Here is a 19,854-nt window from a genome sequence, read left to right as displayed (position 1 = left end):
GATTTTTATTCTGAATATTTTTAACGTCAAAAACATCGAGTAGTGCACCGGGCACTACTCATGTTCATCTTAGTATAAGGTTTAAAAAGAGAGATTTATGAGCATTTTTTGTCAAAATTGAGAAAATTGTGAGTTATTCATTAAAAACTCACGGTTTTCTTCTTCAATCATTTGACGGGCCACATACAGAATCAGCTGGCGTAACCAGCGATGCGCCGGATGATGATGCAGTAACGGACACCAGGCCATCTTCAATTCAAATTCCGGAATATAAAACGGCGGGTCTTTAATCAGCAGATTCTGGCTTTTGGCCTGTAAACGGGCAATTCGGGTCGGTAAGGTGGCCACCAGATCCACATTGGATGCCAATAGTGCCGGCATCTGATAATGACGGGTAAAGACTGAAATCTTGCGTTTTTGACCAATCCGCTCCAGCGCCTGATCAATCCAGCCTAATCCGGCCTGTTTTTCCGGATTAACGCCAAAGCCAACGCCCATACCGGTTTTAGAGACCCAGATATGCTGTGCATCTAAATAGCTTTTTAGGTTCAGGTTGCCGGCCGCCGGGTGTTTCTGATTGAGTAGACAGGAAAAACTGTCACGCCAGACCAGTACCTGGTGGAAACTTTGCGGAATTTCATTAAAGCGGTTGATGGCTAGGTCTACCTTGCCTTGTTCCATGTCACGATAGGAGACATCACTTGGGGTCAGAAAGTCGAGCACCACATTTGGCGCTTCAGAACGCAAGGCTTTGACCAGACGCGGCACCAGAGTGGCTTCGGCATAGTCTGAAGTCATAATCCGGAATACGCGATTAGAGGTATACGGGCGGAACTCGGTACGGGGTTCCAGAATCATGGATAAATCGGACAGGGCATCACGAATACGTGGTTGTAATTCAAGTGCGCGTTCGGTCGGGGTCATCCCTTCAGATGAACGGATGAGCAGGGGATCATTAAATAAGTTACGTAGACGACGTAAAATGTTACTCATGGCGGGTTGGGTAACGCCCAATTGTTCAGCTGCTCGAGTGACATTTTTTTCGCGAAGTAATACGTCCAGGTAAATTAGTAGGTTGAGATCGACCCGCTCCAGATTCATAAAAAAAATACCGAAAATAAACCCAAGAAATTATTTGGATTATGCCATAAGCCTGAAGGCTTGGGTAGAACAATTACCGAAAAAGCCTGTTCCCTGATCGGATCAATTCCTGCATATTTACCGGGTTTTTCGGCCCAATTCGCGCGGGGTTTAAGCGGCTTAAATCAGCGCGTGTCGGGTTGATTCAAACCTCATCGCATCCACCTGCAGAAATGCTTGAGTTGAGCGACTCAACACAAGCATGGTCTTCTTCTATTCACTGTCAGGTTGGCTCTACCAGGCTAAAAATAAGCCGGATATTGCCTTGATTTTGTACGGAAAAAGCCGTACCCGACTTAAGTATAATGAATATAAAAAAAGCAAATGGTGTGTTTTTTAATCGGTTATTTGAATTGTAAAATAAAATTTATTTAATAAAAATCAAATATTTGTTTTGTAATATAAATTTTCGGATACGACTTTGATCTACATATTTTTTAAATAAATAGTGAAGATTCTTTGAGGATATTGGATTAATTTTCTAACTCACTCTAATCTGTACTCAACACGACGAAGTGCTCTAAATCTGAACACATCCAGAGGTATGATTTTAGTCATTTCGTTGGAGAAAATCCTAAAATTAATACAGGAAAATATCATGACTACATACCAAACAGCGATTGATGCAATCCGCGAATTGAAAGCGAAATTCGGTAACACTTGGGCAGACATCAGTCCTGAAGATGCTGCGCGTATGCAGATGCAAAACCGTTTCAAAACTGGTTTAGACATTGCTAAATATACAGCTGCGATTATGCGTCGTGATATGGCTGAATACGATGCAGACAGCAGCAAGTATACTCAATCATTAGGTTGCTGGCACGGTTTCGTTGCGCAACAAAAAATGATTGCGAACAAAAAATACTTCGGTACAACCTCTAAGCGTTATATCTACCTGTCTGGCTGGATGGTTGCTGCACTTCGTTCAGAATTCGGTCCACTTCCTGACCAATCTATGCACGAAAAAACTTCTGTTCCTGCATTGATCGAAGAAATCTACACTTTCTTACGTCAAGCTGACGCAAAAGAATTAAACGATTTGTTCCGTGCACTGAAAAAAGCACAAGACGCAGGTGACACTGCTAAAGCAGCTGAAATCACTGCTCAAATCGACAATTTTGAAACTCACGTTGTGCCAATTATTGCCGACATCGACGCTGGTTTCGGTAATGAAGAAGCAACTTACTTACTTGCGAAGAAAATGATCGAAGCGGGTGCTTGTGCACTGCAAATCGAAAACCAGGTTTCTGATGCGAAACAATGTGGTCACCAAGCAGGTAAAGTAACTGTTCCACACGAAGACTTCATCGCGAAAATCCACGCGCTTCGCTATGCGTTCCTAGAAATGGGTCTTGACGACGGTATCATCGTTGCACGTACTGACTCTGAAGGCGCTGACTTGACTCAAAAAATCCCAGTGGTTAAAGAGCCAGGCGACATCGCTTCTCAATACATCAGCTACTTAGACACTCAAGAAATTGACATCTCTGAAGCGAAAGAAGACGAAATCCTGATCAAGCGTGATGGTAAATTACACCGTCCTAAGCGTTTAGCATCTGGCCTGTACCAGTTCCGTGAAGGCACTCAAATTGACCGCGTTGTACTTGACTGTGTAACCAGCTTACAAAACGGTGCTGACCTGCTTTGGATCGAAACTGCAACGCCTAACGTTGAAGAAATCGCTCACATGGTGAACCGTGTACGTGAAGTTGTGCCAAATGCGAAGCTTGTTTATAACAACTCTCCATCGTTCAACTGGACTTTAAACTTCCGTCAACAAGCGTACGACCGTTGGGTTGCTGAAGGTAAAGATGTATCTGCATACGACCGTGCTAAGTTAATGAGTGCTGAGTACGACAACACTGAATTAGCTGCTGAAGCTGACGAAAAAGTACGTACATTCCAAGCAGATGCTTCTCGTGAAGCGGGTGTATTCCATCACTTAATCACACTTCCGACTTACCACACAGCTGCTCTGTCTACTCACGAGCTTGCTCAAGGTTACTTCGGTTCTGAAGGTATGTTGGCTTATGTTGCTGGCGTACAACGTAAAGAAATCCGTGGCGGTATCGCTTGTGTGAAACACCAAGCAATGGCGGGTTCTGATATCGGTGATGACCACAAAGAAATCTTCGCTGGTGACAACGCGCTTAAAGCGGGTGACGATGCGAAAAACACAATGAACCAGTTCAACGGCTAATCGTTAGACGGTTTACAAAAAACCCTGCATCTGCAGGGTTTTTTTATGCTTGAATAAAAAGAATAAATAAGAAAGAAAAAAGAAGATCAGTACAGCAAGATAAAAAGAAACGGCAGAATAGAAAATGAAAGAAAAAAGAAAAGCTATTTCACCTTAATATAGTCCGCCACCGCATTGTCCGGATAATTAAAGCTGATTTTATTGTAGCGGGTTTGCTGGGCCGGAATAGGTTCTAAAAAGCTTTCATCAACCAGCGCGTTATATTCCTGATAGTTTTGATCGACCAGAATAATATCGCTGACTTTCAGTTTTAGCGGCTGATCTGACTGGTTATGAATACGCATATAGTAGTCATGCGCTTTGACGGTATCGGTAATATCGCGAAAGCTTAAGCTATCAATATGTTCGGCCTGAATGTCGGCATGTTTCAGCGCATTGCTGACTTCAATGGTCGCAACACGTTCCAGTTTTAGTGCTGGCTGTTTGGATGAGGCATCTACAAGTTCCAGCCCGTTTGCTGTGGGCTGCAATTGTTGAATCTGTTGATCAGTACTGATTAATTGGGCAGTCTGTTCATTGGTATAGCTGACCTGACCTTGTGTATTCTGGCTACGCTGACGGCGAGCATAGATACGGGTATCTTGCAGGCTGTAGCTCTGATCCGGATGAATCTTTAACTCAAGAATACGCTGCTGGCAATCATCACAGTCAAGGATGGTTTTGTAGTGACCGGCCAGCGGCTCCGGCTGTGGTGCTGCTGTTTCAGCAGCAGGCATTAGGCTGTCTTGCGGTTGGGTTTCAGTTTGGGCCTGGGCATTGCTCATGGTACTGCTTTTTTCAGCTTGCCCACCGCAACCACTTAAACACAAGGACAAGGTGCTAATTGCAAGAAGAGGACGAGATAACATGGCAACAGATCAATCTTTGGATAAGGTATTAAACATAAACTTTTCGGGCATATTCGCCTAGAGCAGAGGGCTAAATTGAGCCGCTGTTTTGTAGCAAATTTTATCGCGGGTAAAAAACCGTTTTGAAACAAGAAAAGCCACCAAAGTGGTGACTTTTAGCGATGCTAGATCTTGTGCTTTATTGCAGGTCTTTTTGCAGACGATAATTCTGGCTGGCATCAATATTGTCGCCATTGTTGACATCGCGCGCTTCAATAAAGTTTTCACCGACAAAGAATTTACGGTTATTGGCAGCCTGATCCAGAATAATAACGGCAGGATCATTCGGGTCAAATTCAAACGTACCGGTAATTTTGGACTCCTGACCATTGGCACGACCCAGGAATTCTTCACTCAGCTCATAGGTTTTATCCATTTTTAGCTCAAGCTCGGTTTCAATGCCCTGGCAGTCGCTACACGGCAAGACCCCTTTATATTCTCCCGGCCAGTCCAGTGCGGTGGCGGCTGTATCATTGGCGCTCATGTCAGTGGCTGCGGCAGGCGAGGTGGTTTCTGCATCGCGGGCGGTTTCAGGGGTTTTATTGTTATCACAGGCGGCCAGTAACAGCGCCGTGAGGGCAAGGCTCAAAATTTTTATTTTCACCGATCAATCTCCTGACAGGACAGATAGGGTCAGCATAGCCTGATTGTAAAAATTGCCCTGTTGGGTTTCTGTGAGTATTTATTTTCAGTTCCTCGCATCCGGTTTATCTACGAAAAAAATGAAAGATTGGCAGGAATGGCGATTGACGGTTTGGCTAATTGTATACATTTATATATTAATTGCTTAAATATTCAGCAATCTGCTCTTTTTTAAATCTGTTGAGTTGTTAAACTTCGCGCAATTTTTATTGTGTGGATTGTGCTTGTGTTTGAGAAGTTGGCAGAACAGAGCTTGGGGTTGATGGGCTGGGAAATTGACAATCACTGGCCGCTGGATTTGGACCAGTGTGTAATGATTGCCGCGCCGCATACCAGTAACTGGGATGCACTATATGCACGTTTGGCGCTTAAAGCCTTGGGCGTGAATGTTCGCCTGACCATTAAAGACAGTTATATGAAGTTTCCGTTTGGGCCTTTTGTCCGTGCAATGGGCGGAATTGGCATTGACCGTCGTCCGAAGGCAGCCGGTGAGCAGCGTCCGAGCATGGTGCAGCTGATGAGTGATTTGTTCAAGCAGCATCCCAAGCTGGTGATGCTGGTTACGCCAGAAGGTACACGTGCCAAACAGGAACAGTGGAAAACCGGTTTTTACCATGTGGCAGTAACGGCTGGCGTGCCGATTGCATTGGCCTATATGGACTACGCCCAGAAAAAATGTGGGGTGGGTAAAATTGTCTATCCATCGGGAGATATGGAAAAAGACATGGCAGAAATCATGGCGTTTTATGCCAGCATTGCCGCCAAATTCCCGGAACAGTTTAGTGTCGATACCCGTTACTATGCAGAGGCTGAATAATCGTTCATCGTTAAAAAAAGAAGACAGGGCATCGGCCCTGTCTTCTTATTTATATGCTTTCAATATCGCAATTGGCAGTACATCAAGATGCGAGATGCAATCTCTGATCCGTTGTTTCGCTTGATCAAACTTCTAAATATTTGATTTTGATTTAAGGCTGTTCTGCTTTGGGAAAAATCCCACCCAACGATTGGCAGGCTGCGGTATAAAGCTGATATTGCTGCTGCACAATTTCATCCACCGCCAGGCTAGATTGCTGTTCACCTTCCCGATACTGTTCCACATAACGGCTGGCTTTTTGCCGAGCGGCAACCAGCGCATGTTCGTGATAGCTGTTAATGGCACTATGTGTCATCAGTGCGGTTTCAATATTATGGCATTCAAATTGCGCCAGCAATTGTTCAGCGCGTTTTAATTCTTGGGAGTTACCGAACATACAGGCACTTAGCAGGGTGCAGCAGGCCAAAGCAAACAGGGGTTTCATGTTAGCAAAATAGTGAAGAGAGGATGGGCCATAGTCTAGCGAATTCAGCCCACCTCTAGCATGACAAACCGGTTTAACTGCTTAAAAATTAGTTTATTGTGATAAAAGTCACACAAAACTGCAGTTAACCTTTGACCAGACCGCCATCAACAATCAGGTTTTGCCCGGTGACTGCACGCGAATACGGTGACAGGAACATCATAATAGCAGCAGCAAATTCTTCCGGGGTGGTAACGCGGCGTAGTGGCGTCGAGGCAGCAATTAAATCAAATACCGCATCTGGCGTGGCTTTGCTGGCATCGGTGGTTTGGAGCAGACCGCCAGACAACATATTCACGTTAATACCATATTGGCCCAGATCATGCGCTGCAGTACGGGTAAAGGCTAATAGTGCCGCTTTGGCGGTGGTGTAGTCATGATAAGGCACCACCGGATTCTGCACGAGGTTGGTACCAATATTCACAATACGGCCAAATCCGGCAGTTTTCATATCCTCAAGCGCTGCTTGGGTGGTATTGAGGGCAGCCACAACTGCACCATCAAACTGTTGCTGCATGATGGCCGGCGTCAGGTCTTCGACTTTGGGACGGGCATCACCATTAAACTCAAAGTTAATTAAGGCATTGTTGATGACACTATGAATGGCCTGACCAAAACGGGCCTTGGCTGCGGCAAAGAGTGCCTGCACCTGGGCTTTGTCAGTGACATCGGCCTGATAGGCAAAGACCTGCTCAGGATACTGTTGCACCAGCTGCTCGGCAGCAGTGGCACTGTTTAAATAATTTACCACTACACGCGCCCCTTCCGCCAATAAGGTCCGGGTAATGGCCAGGCCTAAACCGCGTGCGCCGCCAGTTACTAAAACAATTTGATCACGAATTTGCATATTGCTCACATCCTCATTCCCTATGCAGATGCACCATAGCAAGAAATGGCAGCCAGCCAAAGCGAAATCTGCGCCGATAGAAATTGGTGCAGTTATTGCTTAATGCCAGGGCATAGACTTAACAAAGATACGAATTGAGCAAAATGAATCAGCTGGTGGCAACAGAAGTAAAGCCTGCGGTGCAATATTGGTTTGCACAGCTCGAACTTGGCTTTAAAGGCGCAGAAAATCGCACCGTATTGGAACATCGTAAACATCATGGTCCTGTTCGGGTGCAAAAAATGCTGTGGCCGGAAAAAACCGGGGTGTGCCACGCCATTATTGTGCATCCACCGGCAGGCATTGCCGGGGGTGATCATTTAACCTTTCAGATGTCGGCAGAGCAGGGCGCACATGCCTTGGTGACCACGCCGGGTGCAGGAAAATGGTACAAGACCAATCAAAAACAGGCTTTCCAACATATTGATATTACAGTTAAAGATACCTCTATTTTTGAATGGCTACCACAAGAAACCATGCTCTTTAATGGTGCGCATGCCAATTCTGAAACCAGAGTTGTGCTGGAGGATTCCGCCAGTTTTATTGGTTGGGATATGCTGGTACTGGGCCGTCAGGCGCGCCATGAAACATTTACCGAAGGCAGTTATCAAAATCGATTCCAGCTGTACCGGAATAATAAATTACTGATTACCGACCGTTTGAGTTTTAGCGGCAATGACCGCTGGCTCAGCTCCTGTTTGGGAATGAGCGGTCATGCAGTCATGGCTAGCTTTTGGGCGGTGCCGCCAGAAAAATTCCGCTCAAAATTCTATTTAGATCAGCAGATTGATCAAATCCGTGAGCTGATCATGCGCATGGATATTAAGGTGACGTTAACCTTGCTGGATGAGGTGGTCACAGCACGTTATCTGGGCGATGACGTGCGTCAATGCCATGATGCCTTTGCCGCAATACGCGCCAAGCTACGCTGCTACTGGTTTGATTTAGATGAAGAATTTCCGAGGATTTGGCGGACATAAAGACCATTCTCCCTCCCTATGGGAGGGAGTTAGAGGGAGGGCTAATACATTGGGTTTATTACCTCTCCCTAACCCTCTCCTGAAAGGAGAGGGAATTTAATTTTTTGAGCACACATTTTGCATTACACCCTTTAGAACAAACTTAGGAACGAGATATGGAACTCAATCCCACTGAAAAAGACAAAATGCTAATTTTTACTGCGGGCTTGGTGGCCGAACGCCGTAAAGCACGTGGGCTAAAACTGAACTATCCCGAGGCGATTGCCTATATTTCTGCCGCGTTGTTAGAAGGCGCGCGTGATGGCATGAGCGTGAGTGAGCTGATGCATTACGGTACCACGTTATTAAAACGTGAAGATGTGATGGAAGGTATACCGGAAATGATTGCCGAAGTTCAGGTTGAAGCGACTTTTCCAGATGGCTCAAAACTGGTCACTGTACATCAACCGATTGTCTAGGAGTCAAACATGATACCCGGAGAAGTGATTACCCCAGACTCAGACATTGAAATGAATGTCGGACGTCAGACCTTAAAAATGACCGTCAGTAATATCGGAGATCGTCCGATTCAAGTCGGTTCACATTTTCATTTTTATGAGGCCAATGATGCTTTGCAATTTAACCGTGAAGCAGCGCGAGGCTATCGTCTAAATATTGCAGCAGGGACTGCGGTACGTTTTGAGCCAGGTCAAAGCCGGGATATTGAACTGGTCGCTTTGGCAGGTAAACGGGAAGTGTACGGTTTTGCAGGTCGTGTCATGGGTCCATTGGATTAAGGAAAAATTAAAATGAAAATGTCACGCCGCGCCTATGCGGAAATGTTTGGTCCAACGGTGGGTGATCGGGTTCGTTTGGCCGATACCGAACTATTTATTGAAGTCGAGCAAGACCTGACCACCTATGGCGAAGAGGTGAAATTTGGTGGCGGTAAAGTCATCCGAGATGGCATGGGGCAGTCACAACTTTTGGCTGATGATGTTGCCGATACCGTCATTACCAATGCTTTAATTGTAGATTGGTGGGGCATTGTTAAAGCTGATGTCGGTTTAAAGAACGGACGTATCTGGAAAATTGGTAAAGCCGGCAACCCTGATATTCAGCCGGATATTACCATTCCACTTGGTGCTGCTACTGAAGTGATTGCAGGTGAAGGACAAATTTTAACAGCAGGTGGTGTGGATACCCATATTCATTGGATTTGCCCACAACAAGTGGAAACTGCACTCATGTCAGGCGTCACCACCATGATTGGTGGCGGTACAGGTCCTGCAGCAGGCACATCGGCAACGACGGTGACTCCGGGTCCTTGGCATATTTCCACCATGCTGCAAGCCATTGACGATTTACCCATGAATATTGGTTTATTGGGTAAAGGTAACCTCAGTCAGCCTGAACCGATTGCCGAGCAAATTCGTGCAGGTGTAGTGGGTTTAAAACTGCATGAAGATTGGGGCTCGACACCTGCAGCGATTGATAACTGTTTGACTGTGGCAGATGAATTTGATGTACAAGTGGCGATTCATACCGACACTTTAAATGAAAGTGGGTTCTTGGAAGAAACCTTGGCAGCCTTTAAAAACCGGACCATTCACACCTATCATACTGAAGGTGCCGGTGGTGGACATGCGCCTGATATTTTAAAAGCCATTGGTCAGCCGAATGTATTGCCATCATCCACCAATCCAACGCGTCCTTATACCATCAACACCATTGATGAACATTTGGATATGTTGATGGTCTGTCACCATTTAGATCCTGCCATTTCGGAAGATGTGGCGTTTGCGGAAAGTCGTATTCGCCGTGAAACCATTGCTGCGGAAGATATTTTGCAGGATTTAGGTGCAATTGCCATGATGTCATCGGATTCGCAAGCGATGGGACGTGTTGGTGAAGTGGTAATTCGTACTTGGCAAACGGCACATAAAATGAAAGTGCAACGGGGTCCTTTAGAGGGTGACAATGCCACGCATGACAATAATCGGGTAAAACGTTATATCGCCAAATATACGATTAACCCTGCCATTACGCATGGTTTAAGCCATGAAATTGGTTCGGTGGAAGTCGGTAAACTTGCTGATTTAGTGCTGTGGAAACCAGCCTTTTTTGGTGTAAAACCATCGATGATTATTAAAGGTGGCATGATTGCAGCAGCGCCAATGGGTGATATTAATGCTTCAATTCCAACCCCACAGCCTGTGCATTATCGTCCGATGTTTGGTGCCAATGCTAGAGGAGTGCATAACACTTGTATTACTTTCTTGTCGCAAGTGGCAATAGAGGCTGGTGTGCATGAAAAGCTCGGTTTGAAAAAGTTGATTAGTCCATGTAAAGGTACACGGGATATTCAGAAGAAAGATATGAAGCTGAATACCTACTGTCCAGTAATGGAAGTTGACCCAGAAATTTATGAAGTTCGGGCGGATGGGAAATTGCTGACTTGTGAACCTGCGGAAGTTTTGCCAATGGCGCAGCGGTATTTCTTGTTTTGAGATATTTTGTGATATTAGTGATCAATCATTAATATCACATTTATAAGCTATGCCAATTACTGAAAATTTTATTGATTTAGAGAAAAGGGAATTTTATTTATACAAACATTGTGATGATTCAGAAGGTGCATTGAATATCTTTAAGGATGGTACATTAAAATTTACTCAACCTAAAAACTTTAATGATCCTTTTGATAGTTATGCGTTTATTGATCCAAGTTTTTTGATAGCTGCGAAGGAACAAACTAAATTTAGTCATTTACATTTTGCAGACAATCTAAATGAAATTGCTCAAAAAATTTTATGTCCTAAAGAGAATACAAAATTATTAGATTCTGTAAGGAATAAAGCTTTTATTTTTTGTTTAAATTCGAATCCTCTTAGTCATTTAATGTGGTCACATTATGCTAGGTTTCATCGCGGATTTATGATCGAGTTTAAATTTCCAGCAAATGTTAATTCTATGCAAGACGATAACTTCCATCCACTAGAAGTCGATTATGTTGAAGAATATCCAAAAATTGGTAGAGATGTATTTGACAATGTAGGAGATACAATTCGAACAATATTCTTGCAGAAGTCTAAAGAATGGGAGTATGAGAATGAATATAGAGTTATTCGTTATGGTACTTTCGAGAGTGAGTTTCAAAGTTATGACCGAGAGAAGTATCTCAGTAATGTAATAGCAGGAATGAACTGTAGTGATGAATACTATGAAAAGTTAAAAATAACTATAAACAATATGAATGATCAACTAGGGACAAGTGTGAAGTTATATCGTGCTGAAAAAATACCAAATCATTATGCAATTACAGTTCCTAATCATCCCCGTTTAAATTGATTAGCCAAGTCAAAAAAGAAAGAATAACGCACCAAGAAAACTCATAATTGGCATAAAAACTGCTTACTTTTGATGCGTAAATTTACAGATGTTTTGCTTTGAAATTGAAAAACATAAGCCAAAGCAAAACATCTTCGTGACAAAAGGAACAGCATGAACATCTACACTCAACGAATAGAACACATTTCAGAGGGAAGCACTTTTGAAACCGTCGAACTCAGTTTTGACACCCGCCAAAAGAGCCGATTTCGTGCAACATTAAAATCAGGCGCCGATATTGGTGCAGACCTGCCGCGTACCGGCATTTTGCGTAGCGGCTCATTTATTGCCACTGAACAAGGCGATGTACTCCGGGTCGATGCGAAACCTGAACACCTGATGCAAGTGGTCGCCCAAACCGATTTCGATTTATTGAAAGCGGCGTATCACCTCGGCAACCGCCATGTACCGCTGATGCTCACGCCAACTGCACTGTATTTTGAACCAGATCATGTGCTGGCTGAAATGGTCATTGGGCTGGGCCTGACTGTGAATGAAGTCGAGCATCCCTTTGAACCGGAAAGCGGGGCATATGCACAGCACAATCATGATCATCGTTTAAGCCCGATCAAGGCTATTCACGCCCATGCCCATCACTAATGCAGCGCAACTGCTCAAGCTGCTGACTCTGTCTTCGACAGCGTTACCGGTCGGAGCGTATTGCTATTCGCAAGGGGTAGAAAGTGCGATTGATCAGGGCCTGATTCAAGATGAAAGCAGTAGCATCGCCTACTTTGAAGAAGTCTTGGAGATGCTACTGGTACGTTTTGAACTACCCGTCTTAAAACGGCTGATGCAATTTTATGATGATGACACACAGTTTGATCATTGGGCGCAGATTTATCGTGCCAGTCGGGAAAGCCGTGAACTTTTAGCAGAATCACAGCAGCTGGCATTTTCTCTTAATGCATGGATTAAAGATGTGCTGAAAATGCCGGTGACGGTGAAAAAACAGCTGGGTTTTGTGCCGGTTTATGCCCAGCTCTGCGGCCAGTTGGGTCTCAATGACGCAGATGTATTAACCGCTTATACCTTTACTGTGCTGGAAAATCAGGTGCTGGCGGCTGTGAAAACTGTCCCGCTCGGGCAGATGAGTGGGCAACGGATTTTATGGTATTTACATGAGCAGGTTCCGGCAGCCATCGAAAAAGCCTTAACGCTGGAAGATGAGCAGCTCAGTAGCGCCTTACCCAATTACGCCATGCTGAGTATGGCGCATGAAACTCAGTATTCACGCTTATTTCGTTCTTAAAGTCTTCCTTTTTAAAGGGAGATTGAGAGGGCTCAAAAATTTAATCAATATTCTCTCTCCCTTTGGGAGAAGGAAATCACCTCACCTTAGCGCAGTATGACTGCTTATCTCCTAAGAGGAGAGGGACAAGAAAAGGAAAATCAACATGACAGAACGTTCTCCATTACGTGTCGGCATCGGTGGTCCAGTCGGTTCAGGTAAAACTGCACTTACTCTCAATTTATGTCAGGCCTTGCGCCAGCGCTATAACATGGCGGTGGTCACCAATGACATTTATACCAAGGAAGACTCCAACTTTCTTACCCGCAACGAAGCCATGAGCCCAGACCGGATTGTCGGTGTCGAAACAGGTGGCTGTCCGCACACTGCCATCCGTGAAGATGCTTCGATTAACCTGGCAGCGATTGACGACTTGTGTGAAAAGTTCGATGGCTTGGAATTGATCATTATTGAAAGTGGTGGCGATAACTTGGCGGCAACCTTTAGTCCGGAATTATCCGATCTGACTTTATATGTGATTGATGTGGCCGGTGGTGAAAAAATTCCACGTAAAGGTGGGCCGGGCATTACCAAATCTGATTTGCTGATTATTAACAAAACCGATTTAGCCCCGATGGTCGGCGCTAGTCTGGAAGTAATGGATCAGGATGCCAAGCGCATGCGTGGTGATAAACCATTTTTATTTTCCAATATGAAAACCAAAGATGGTTTGGAGCAGATTATTGAGTTTATTGAAAAACAGGGCCTGTTTAAAAACTAAATAGCCTAAGCAATATCTCTATTTTTCCCTGATTCTAAAAAGATGGCTATGGCTGTCTTTTTTCTTGTGAGCATTTAACATTTGCACTGCTTAAATATCGAGTCAAAAGCTCATCTTTCTGAACCAATTTTGATCTCCACTTGCAAATAGTAGATCAGGCAGGGCAGATAAAACCTTAACTCGGCAGAAACTTGGCCAGTCTTTTCTTTTATCCACCAGAAAAATAGCCTAGATATGGATGAAATATGAACTTGCACATACAGGAACGCAACAAAAAATTGCCAGTAAATTCATGCTGATTGCTGAAAATGCAGCCATCTGAACAGGGGATAAATTGCATGAAAAAGCTGGCTTTTGTGTCGCTGGTGGCGGTGGCACTTACCGGGTGTGTGGTCACGCCGTATGAGAATGGTCCACGACATAGCGTCTATACCGGATATGATCGAGGCTATTCAAGCTATCCATATACCGTGTCGCGTTGGGAACATGAACGCCGTCCGGTGTATATTCAGCAGCGTCCATCGGTTAAGCCAGTGAATCGACCGCATGCTCAACGTCCGCATGGGCAAAAACCGGGTCAGGCCAATCGTCCTGCACATAAACCGACACAGAGTAAACCTGCACAAAGCAAACCGGTAAAGCCAAATCGTCCAGTGGCCAACAAGCCGCCCGTGAAGAAGCCACAGGTGAGTAATCCAGCTAAGGCCAAACCAGTGACGGCTTTGCCGCCGACTTCTCGAGTGCAGCGTCCATTACGACCGGGCGTATAAATCAAAAAGGATTCCATCTGGAATCCTTTTTTTATAACCGTTCAATCAAACGTTAAAGTGATTTCTGATACAGTCCGGCGCGGACCGTACCGGCTTTGGTTTCCTTGATTTTCTGCCAGGAGGCCGGCAGTTTTAGCTGTTTTAGATCACGGTCGGCTTCGACATAAATCAGGCCTTTATCCTGAATTAATGGATCAGCCAGTTGTGCCAGCTGTTCCCATAAATCCAGACTATAAGGTGGATCAAGAAACACCAGATCATAGCTGTCTTTCAGACTGGCCAGCGCCTGCTGTGCAGTACTTATTTTTAACTGGGCCCGGGCTTTGGTAACTTTTAACAGTTCTAGGTTCTGGGTCAGGAACTGGGCTTGAGTGCGGTCCGGTTCAATCATGGTGACCTGTGCAGCACCACGTGATAGCGCTTCAAAGGAAAGCGCCCCCGAGCCGGCACACAGGTCCAGTACCTTGGCATTTTGCACATCCCACATTAGCCAGTTAAACAGGGTTTCACGCACCCGGTCTGGCGTCGGGCGTAAACCGTCAATACTGGCAAAGGCCAACTGGCGACGTTTCCAGTCTCCACCAATAATTCGTAGCTGGTTTTTCATGGTTTAGTCACTCTCTATTGTGGCAGATGGGGCAGCGGCCGGTGTTACTGGCGCAGATGCAGCGGTGTCCTGAGCCGGAGTAGTGGTGCTACGAGCGCCTTCGGCACTTGGCAGTTCACTTGGTTTCAGGCCGGCGGTCATCAGGCCACCACTAATTTGGGCCGCAGATGGACGAATCGGATTCTTGTCTTTGTTGAGTAGCCAGTAATCCAGAATTGGACGGGCCAGGGCAGTGGCGGCACTCCCGCCACGGCCATTTTCCAGAATCACCGCAATGGCAATTTCAGGTTTTTCTGCCGGAGCAAAGCCGACAAATAAACCATGGTCAAGCTGACGGTCGGTGAGCAGTGCTTCATTATAGCGTTTGCCCTGGGCAATACTTTTGACCTGCGCGGTTCCGGTTTTTCCGGCAATTGAATATTGCAGGCCGCTTTTAATACCTTTACCGGTGCCTGATTGAATGACATCCACCATGGCATCGCGCATTTTAATCCAGTCTTCGTCGGTCCCGTTAAATTCAATGCGGCCATTGGTACCATTATGCACCTTAAATGGCCGTGCACCGCGGCTTTCACGCAGCACGTGTGGCGTGACTTTAAAGCCCTGGTTGGCGGTAATGGCCGTGGCCATGGCTAGTTGTAATGGCGTCGCGGTGAAGGCACCCTGACCAATACTGACCGAAATGGTCTCACCGCGCATCCATTTGGCATTGCGGGTACGCATCTTCCATTCCGGACTTGGATATAGGCCGGTGCTTTCACTTGGTAAATCGACGCCAGTGCGTTCACTAAAACCAAACTGGCGCATCCAGTCATTCATCTTTTCAATGCCCATCCGGTAGGACAGTACATAGAAATAGGTATCACAGGACACCACCTGAGCGGTGTGCATATTGACAATGCCATGCCCTGATTTTTTATGGTCACGGAAACGGTGGCTATCGCCCGGTAAGGTGAAATAGCCATAATCCTGAATCGCGGTGCTCCAGTCGACCAGACCATAATGAATCCCGCCTAAACCAAACATCGGCTTAATGGTCGAGCCGGGCGGATACACCCCTTGCACGGCACGGTTATACAGCGGCTGGTCAATATTGTCACGCAGGGCGGCATAGTTGGTATGGCTGATGCCGGTGACAAAGAGGTTCGGGTTAAAGCTGGGGCTCGACACCAGCGCCAGAATTTCCCCGGTACGTGGATCAAGCGCGACAATCGCACCACGGCGGCCAGCCAGCTGTTCAGAGGCCACCACTTGCAGGCCATAATCTAAGGACAGGTATAGATCATTACCGCGAACCGGATCTTTACGGCCCAAATGACGCAGTACATTACCGTGTGCATCGGCCTCGACCGATTCATTACCCGGTACGCCGTGCAGTAAATGCTCATATGATTTTTCTACGCCAATTTTACCAATCAGGTTGGTGCCGGCGTAGGCATCTTTATCAATCTCTTTCAGCTCTTTGTCATTGATCCGGCCCACATAACCAATCACATGCGCAAACAGCTCACCATGTGGATAGTAACGGGTCATCTGGGTTTCAATATTCACCCCGGGAAACTGGAATTTTACTTCACTGAAACGGGCAATATCGGTTTCATTCAGATTCAGTTTAATGGACACCCGTTCGGTTTTACGCGCGGTTTTAATCCGGCTCTGGAAGCGTTCAATATCTTCTTCAGTCAGTTCCAGAATCGGGGTCAGCCGTTCGATGGTGGCATCAATATCTTCGACATCGGCCCGGCTTAAGGTCGCGGTAAAGACCGGATAGTTATCGGCCAGCAACACCCCATTACGGTCATAGATATAACCACGTGCGGGCGCTAAGGGTTGCAGGCGAATCCGGTTTTTGTCAGATGCGGTGGCAAACTCATCAAAGCTGCTGATTTGCAGATAGGCATAACGTACCACCAGCAGCAGTAAAAAGAAACTGACCAGCCCGATAGAGATGAATACCCGATTGCGAAAAATGCGCTTTTCTTGCTGAACGTTTTTTAAAGGAAAGTGCTGTTTCATATGCAATCGGCTTAAACAGATCAAGGAGATGAGAATAGGGCTGTTATTCTAGCCGATAACACAGCGCTTTGCGTATGCCTGCATGACCGATTCGACACAAATAATGTGATTTAGGTTTTTGACCTTTGCGACAATAAAAAGATCGGCTGCTGTATATAAGAATCTGGGTAAATCTGCTACAGTCAAAAAAATAAAACAGGATTGTTTTACAATTAGAATTAAGGAACTTGGTGAAAATAATGAAAAAAGTATATTCCTTAGTGGCATGTATTGCACTGTGCAATGTGGCCTATGCCGAAGAATCTTCTTTTTTCCCACAGGCAAAATTGACCGGGGAAGATACAAAAACCTGGAATGTCGGGGCAGGAATTACACAAAAATTACTTCATTTAAATGCAGAATGGGTCAATCCCTACGGCATTGCCTATGCCAAAGCTGGGGCATTTTTAAATGGGGATCATGAACCGGGTGGACAAATTGGCTTTCGCTTGCCATATCATTTCACCGGTAAAGATAAAAATGGTTATTATATCGGAGCTTATGCGGGTCATCTTGAATCCAAAGTGGTCGACCAGAAAGAGAAAGCACGTCTGGGCGCTGGTGTAGATCTTGCTTATGTCTTGCTGAGCCGTGAACGGATCAGTACCTTTAGTGTGGGGATTGGTGCAGGTGAAAAACTGGAAGATCGGGCCGGTCGGGTGATTGCAGAAACCGAGCCAAAACTACAATTTTCCTATACTTTAAGTGTGGGTTTATAGCCAGAATAGCGAGTTAAATGCTTTTAGAATCCGGTAATTAGAAATAAATATGGAAAATATGCATGCTTGAGTACATCAATCAGTTGTGGCAAACCTTTTTGAATCGCCCGGATTTTTGGGCTGTGCTCAGCATTATCCCTGTCACCGCTTTTGTGACCTGGGCCCATGTGTGGATGGCACTGAAAATGGTGTTCTATCCCATTAATTTCTGGGGCTTCCATCTGGGGCCGTTGCCGGTAGGCTGGCAGGGGATTGTGCCGAGAAAAGCCGGGCGTATTTCAGGCATTATTACCGACAATACCTTGTCTAAACTGGGCTCATTGCGCGAATTTCTGGATGCCATGGACCCGGAAGATATGGCACGGATTATTGGCGAGCAGGTCGGTTTCGAGCTGGAGCATTTAATTGATGAGGTGATGATCGATCGCAATGCTGTGCTGTGGGAGAACCTGCCGTATTCAATTAAACGCCGCATTTATGCCCAGGCACATAAACAGCTGCCTGCGGTGCTACGTGAACTGGTCACTGAACTGACTTTGAATGTCGAGTCACTGGTGGATATGCGCGAAATGGTGGTACGCCAGATGGAAGGCGACCGCCGTTTAATGGTGCGCATGTTCCTGAAAGTGGGCCAGAAAGAAATTAACTTTATCTGGCATATCAGTGCGTTAATCGGGATGTTCTTTGGTATATTCCAGATGATTGTCTGGTTTATTGTGCCGTGGCACTGGACCGTACCATTCTGGGCCGCCATCTGGGGCTTTTTAACCAACTGGATTGCGATCTGGATGGTGTTCAACCCGATTGAACCGCATTATGTGAAGTATCCACAATTTTTTACGCGAACACAGAGTCGCAAATTTCCGTGGATTAAACCTGTTATTCCGCGCATTGGCACCTATAATGTTCAGGGTGCCTTTATGAAGCGCCAGGAAGAGGTGTCTGATGTATTTGCCAGTGTGGTCACCGAAGATTTAATTACTTTAAAATCCATTATGACCGAAATGATGTATGGCAGTAAAAAAGACAAGACCCGTCGGATTGTTAAACGCCATATTAATGAAATTATGGAAACCCCACTGGTCAGAACCTCTTTACAATTGTCTTTAGGGCCAAAAGAATACGCAAAACTCAAGACAGACTTGATCGATCGCTCAATTGAAATTACGATGGTGCCTGTATGCGACCCAGCCTTTAATGCGAGCCGTGCACAGAAAATCTATCAAATGTTTAGAGAACGTATTCTTGAACTTACACCAAGAGAGTTTCAAAATTTATTGCGTCCTGCCTTTCAGGAAGATGAATGGATCTTGATTGTATTGGGAGGGGTAACCGGTTTTATTGCTGGTTTAATACATTTGTTTGTCGCTTTCTTATAATTGGATGCTGGACAGCATGTCGAACCTGAGTTCGTCATGAACAAAGTGTCATGTACATTGTTAAAAATGAGGATGTTTTTTTATGCGCATTATCTTACTCGGACCACCTGGAGCAGGTAAAGGTACACAAGCTCAGTTGATCTGTAAGCGCTACAATATCCCACAAATTTCAACCGGTGATATGCTCCGTGCTGCGATTCGTGAAGGTACTGAATTAGGTCTACAGGCTAAAAACGTAATGGAAAGCGGTGGTCTGGTTTCAGATGAATTGATCATCGGTTTAGTGAAAGAGCGTATTGCTCAACCTGATTGTGCCAATGGATGCATTTTTGATGGTTTCCCGCGTACCATTCCACAAGCGGAAGCGCTGGAAAAAGAAGGCATCAACATTGATCACGTGATTGAAATTGATGTACCGGACGAAGAAATCGTACAGCGTCTGTCTGGTCGCCGTCAGCACCCGGCTTCTGGTCGTGTTTATCACATCGTTTACAATCCGCCAAAAGTGGAAGGTAAAGATGATGAAACGGGTGAAGATCTGGTACAACGTCCAGATGACCAGGAAGAAACCATTCGTAAGCGTTTAGCGTCTTACCACACTGAAACTGAGCAACTGGTTGGTTTCTACCAAGGCCGCGCAGCGACAGGTGAAAATGCACCGACGTATGACAAACTTAACGGTCTACGTCCAATTGAAGATGTACAAGCGGATCTGTTCGCAATTTTAGATCAGGCAAAATAATCATCCGCTGATTGTTTTGACTTTAAGGGAGTCCTCGGTCATAGTAGGGCTCCTTTTTTATTTGCG

At 45.5% G+C, this 19,854-nt stretch carries 21 protein-coding genes; 14 read left to right on the top strand and 7 right to left on the bottom strand.

Annotated features, from left to right (window positions below):
• Positions 1–111: 111 nt before the first annotated feature.
• A complete protein-coding gene (locus tag F905_RS07800) occupies positions 112–1,101 on the bottom strand; it encodes a LysR family transcriptional regulator (RefSeq protein ID WP_005179328.1) in 990 nt (329 codons plus the stop codon).
• A gap of 637 nt (positions 1,102–1,738) precedes the next feature.
• On the opposite strand from F905_RS07800, the gene F905_RS07795 reads away from it, so the two are divergent.
• Complete coding sequence (locus F905_RS07795; RefSeq protein WP_005179327.1) at positions 1,739–3,340, top strand: isocitrate lyase; 1,602 nt, start codon at positions 1,739–1,741, stop codon at positions 3,338–3,340.
• A 143-nt stretch (positions 3,341–3,483) separates the two neighbouring features.
• On the opposite strand, the gene F905_RS07790 is transcribed toward F905_RS07795, so the two are convergent.
• Complete coding sequence (locus F905_RS07790) at positions 3,484–4,248, bottom strand: copper resistance protein NlpE N-terminal domain-containing protein (RefSeq protein WP_005179324.1); 765 nt, start codon at positions 4,246–4,248, stop codon at positions 3,484–3,486.
• A 178-nt stretch (positions 4,249–4,426) separates the two neighbouring features.
• Positions 4,427–4,891, bottom strand: a complete 465-nt coding sequence (locus F905_RS07785) for a copper resistance protein NlpE (RefSeq protein ID WP_005179322.1) — start codon at positions 4,889–4,891, stop codon at positions 4,427–4,429.
• 264 nt (positions 4,892–5,155) lie between these two features.
• Between F905_RS07785 and F905_RS07780 the strand changes: the two genes are divergently transcribed.
• A complete protein-coding gene (locus tag F905_RS07780) occupies positions 5,156–5,746 on the top strand; it encodes a 1-acyl-sn-glycerol-3-phosphate acyltransferase (protein WP_081401165.1) in 591 nt (196 codons plus the stop codon).
• A gap of 151 nt (positions 5,747–5,897) precedes the next feature.
• Here the strand turns inward: F905_RS07780 and F905_RS07775 are convergent, their stop codons facing one another.
• Together F905_RS07775 and F905_RS07770 are read right to left on the bottom strand one after the other, a co-directional pair.
• The gene (locus F905_RS07775) at positions 5,898–6,230 is read right to left on the bottom strand and encodes a hypothetical protein (RefSeq protein ID WP_005179319.1); all 333 of its coding nucleotides are present in this window, start codon (positions 6,228–6,230) and stop codon (positions 5,898–5,900) included.
• A gap of 124 nt (positions 6,231–6,354) precedes the next feature.
• On the bottom strand, positions 6,355–7,116 hold the full coding sequence (locus tag F905_RS07770) for a 3-oxoacyl-ACP reductase (RefSeq protein WP_005179318.1): 762 nt from the start codon (positions 7,114–7,116) through the stop codon (positions 6,355–6,357).
• Positions 7,117–7,259: 143 nt separating this feature from the next.
• Here F905_RS07770 and F905_RS07765 point away from each other — a divergent pair, with 143 nt between their 5' ends.
• The 9 genes from F905_RS07765 to F905_RS07725 all read left to right on the top strand — a co-directional run bounded on the left by F905_RS07765 (position 7,260) and on the right by F905_RS07725 (position 14,286).
• Positions 7,260–8,135 carry an urease accessory protein UreD gene (locus tag F905_RS07765; protein WP_005179317.1) on the top strand — a complete coding sequence of 292 codons (876 nt, stop codon included), beginning with the start codon at positions 7,260–7,262 and terminating at the stop codon, positions 8,133–8,135.
• 155 nt (positions 8,136–8,290) lie between these two features.
• Positions 8,291–8,593, top strand: coding sequence for an urease subunit gamma (ureA, locus tag F905_RS07760; RefSeq protein ID WP_005179314.1), 303 nt, complete (start codon positions 8,291–8,293; stop codon positions 8,591–8,593).
• Between the two features lie 9 nt (positions 8,594–8,602).
• Complete coding sequence (locus F905_RS07755) at positions 8,603–8,911, top strand: urease subunit beta (RefSeq protein WP_005179311.1); 309 nt, start codon at positions 8,603–8,605, stop codon at positions 8,909–8,911.
• Positions 8,912–8,923: 12 nt separating this feature from the next.
• A complete protein-coding gene (gene ureC / locus F905_RS07750) occupies positions 8,924–10,624 on the top strand; it encodes an urease subunit alpha (RefSeq protein ID WP_005179309.1) in 1,701 nt (566 codons plus the stop codon).
• 49 nt (positions 10,625–10,673) lie between these two features.
• Entirely contained in the window at positions 10,674–11,465 is a 792-nt protein-coding gene (locus F905_RS07745) for a DUF2971 domain-containing protein (protein ID WP_005179306.1), read from the top strand.
• A 153-nt stretch (positions 11,466–11,618) separates the two neighbouring features.
• A complete protein-coding gene (gene ureE / locus F905_RS07740) occupies positions 11,619–12,104 on the top strand; it encodes an urease accessory protein UreE (protein ID WP_005179303.1) in 486 nt (161 codons plus the stop codon).
• Positions 12,091–12,756 (top strand): urease accessory protein UreF, encoded by a 666-nt coding sequence (locus F905_RS07735; RefSeq protein WP_005179301.1) that lies wholly within the window; start codon positions 12,091–12,093, stop codon positions 12,754–12,756. The genes ureE and F905_RS07735 overlap by 14 nt, the downstream gene beginning before the upstream one ends.
• Positions 12,757–12,901: 145 nt before the next feature.
• Positions 12,902–13,516, top strand: a complete 615-nt coding sequence (gene ureG / locus F905_RS07730) for an urease accessory protein UreG (protein ID WP_005179298.1) — start codon at positions 12,902–12,904, stop codon at positions 13,514–13,516.
• A gap of 338 nt (positions 13,517–13,854) precedes the next feature.
• Positions 13,855–14,286 (top strand): hypothetical protein, encoded by a 432-nt coding sequence (locus F905_RS07725; protein ID WP_005179297.1) that lies wholly within the window; start codon positions 13,855–13,857, stop codon positions 14,284–14,286.
• A 52-nt stretch (positions 14,287–14,338) separates the two neighbouring features.
• Here F905_RS07725 and rsmD read toward each other — a convergent pair whose 3' ends face one another.
• Positions 14,339–14,893 (bottom strand): 16S rRNA (guanine(966)-N(2))-methyltransferase RsmD, encoded by a 555-nt coding sequence (rsmD, locus tag F905_RS07720; RefSeq protein ID WP_005179294.1) that lies wholly within the window; start codon positions 14,891–14,893, stop codon positions 14,339–14,341.
• Between the two features lie 3 nt (positions 14,894–14,896).
• Complete coding sequence (gene mrdA / locus F905_RS07715; protein ID WP_005179291.1) at positions 14,897–16,909, bottom strand: penicillin-binding protein 2; 2,013 nt, start codon at positions 16,907–16,909, stop codon at positions 14,897–14,899.
• A gap of 239 nt (positions 16,910–17,148) precedes the next feature.
• On the opposite strand from mrdA, the gene F905_RS07710 reads away from it, so the two are divergent.
• The 3 genes from F905_RS07710 to adk all read left to right on the top strand — a co-directional run bounded on the left by F905_RS07710 (position 17,149) and on the right by adk (position 19,788).
• Positions 17,149–17,667 (top strand): hypothetical protein, encoded by a 519-nt coding sequence (locus F905_RS07710; protein WP_005179290.1) that lies wholly within the window; start codon positions 17,149–17,151, stop codon positions 17,665–17,667.
• Between the two features lie 62 nt (positions 17,668–17,729).
• The gene (locus F905_RS07705) at positions 17,730–19,046 is read left to right on the top strand and encodes a DUF445 domain-containing protein (RefSeq protein WP_005179289.1); all 1,317 of its coding nucleotides are present in this window, start codon (positions 17,730–17,732) and stop codon (positions 19,044–19,046) included.
• An 82-nt stretch (positions 19,047–19,128) separates the two neighbouring features.
• Positions 19,129–19,788 (top strand): adenylate kinase, encoded by a 660-nt coding sequence (gene adk / locus F905_RS07700; RefSeq protein ID WP_005179287.1) that lies wholly within the window; start codon positions 19,129–19,131, stop codon positions 19,786–19,788.
• The last annotated feature ends 66 nt before the right edge of the window (positions 19,789–19,854 follow it).

Source organism: Acinetobacter sp. CIP 53.82 (assembly GCF_000369465.1).
Taxonomy (GTDB): Bacteria; Pseudomonadota; Gammaproteobacteria; order Pseudomonadales; family Moraxellaceae; genus Acinetobacter; species Acinetobacter indicus.
This window is presented reverse-complemented; position numbering and strand designations above follow the sequence as displayed.

What these genes read in the sequence shown, in the direction of transcription:
- F905_RS07800 (WP_005179328.1), bottom strand. Translation starts at nt 1,101, where the DNA reads ATGAATCTGGAGCGGGTCGATCTCAACCTACTAATTTACCTGGACGTA.
- F905_RS07795 (WP_005179327.1), top strand. Translation starts at nt 1,739, where the DNA reads ATGACTACATACCAAACAGCGATTGATGCAATCCGCGAATTGAAAGCG.
- F905_RS07790 (WP_005179324.1), bottom strand. Translation starts at nt 4,248, where the DNA reads ATGTTATCTCGTCCTCTTCTTGCAATTAGCACCTTGTCCTTGTGTTTA.
- F905_RS07775 (WP_005179319.1), bottom strand. Translation starts at nt 6,230, where the DNA reads ATGAAACCCCTGTTTGCTTTGGCCTGCTGCACCCTGCTAAGTGCCTGT.
- F905_RS07770 (WP_005179318.1), bottom strand. Translation starts at nt 7,116, where the DNA reads ATGCAAATTCGTGATCAAATTGTTTTAGTAACTGGCGGCGCACGCGGT.
- F905_RS07765 (WP_005179317.1), top strand. Translation starts at nt 7,260, where the DNA reads ATGAATCAGCTGGTGGCAACAGAAGTAAAGCCTGCGGTGCAATATTGG.
- ureA (WP_005179314.1), top strand. Translation starts at nt 8,291, where the DNA reads ATGGAACTCAATCCCACTGAAAAAGACAAAATGCTAATTTTTACTGCG.
- F905_RS07755 (WP_005179311.1), top strand. Translation starts at nt 8,603, where the DNA reads ATGATACCCGGAGAAGTGATTACCCCAGACTCAGACATTGAAATGAAT.
- ureC (WP_005179309.1), top strand. Translation starts at nt 8,924, where the DNA reads ATGAAAATGTCACGCCGCGCCTATGCGGAAATGTTTGGTCCAACGGTG.
- F905_RS07745 (WP_005179306.1), top strand. Translation starts at nt 10,674, where the DNA reads ATGCCAATTACTGAAAATTTTATTGATTTAGAGAAAAGGGAATTTTAT.
- ureE (WP_005179303.1), top strand. Translation starts at nt 11,619, where the DNA reads ATGAACATCTACACTCAACGAATAGAACACATTTCAGAGGGAAGCACT.
- F905_RS07735 (WP_005179301.1), top strand. Translation starts at nt 12,091, where the DNA reads ATGCCCATCACTAATGCAGCGCAACTGCTCAAGCTGCTGACTCTGTCT.
- ureG (WP_005179298.1), top strand. Translation starts at nt 12,902, where the DNA reads ATGACAGAACGTTCTCCATTACGTGTCGGCATCGGTGGTCCAGTCGGT.
- F905_RS07725 (WP_005179297.1), top strand. Translation starts at nt 13,855, where the DNA reads ATGAAAAAGCTGGCTTTTGTGTCGCTGGTGGCGGTGGCACTTACCGGG.
- rsmD (WP_005179294.1), bottom strand. Translation starts at nt 14,893, where the DNA reads ATGAAAAACCAGCTACGAATTATTGGTGGAGACTGGAAACGTCGCCAG.
- mrdA (WP_005179291.1), bottom strand. Translation starts at nt 16,909, where the DNA reads ATGAAACAGCACTTTCCTTTAAAAAACGTTCAGCAAGAAAAGCGCATT.
- F905_RS07710 (WP_005179290.1), top strand. Translation starts at nt 17,149, where the DNA reads ATGAAAAAAGTATATTCCTTAGTGGCATGTATTGCACTGTGCAATGTG.
- F905_RS07705 (WP_005179289.1), top strand. Translation starts at nt 17,730, where the DNA reads ATGCTTGAGTACATCAATCAGTTGTGGCAAACCTTTTTGAATCGCCCG.
- adk (WP_005179287.1), top strand. Translation starts at nt 19,129, where the DNA reads ATGCGCATTATCTTACTCGGACCACCTGGAGCAGGTAAAGGTACACAA.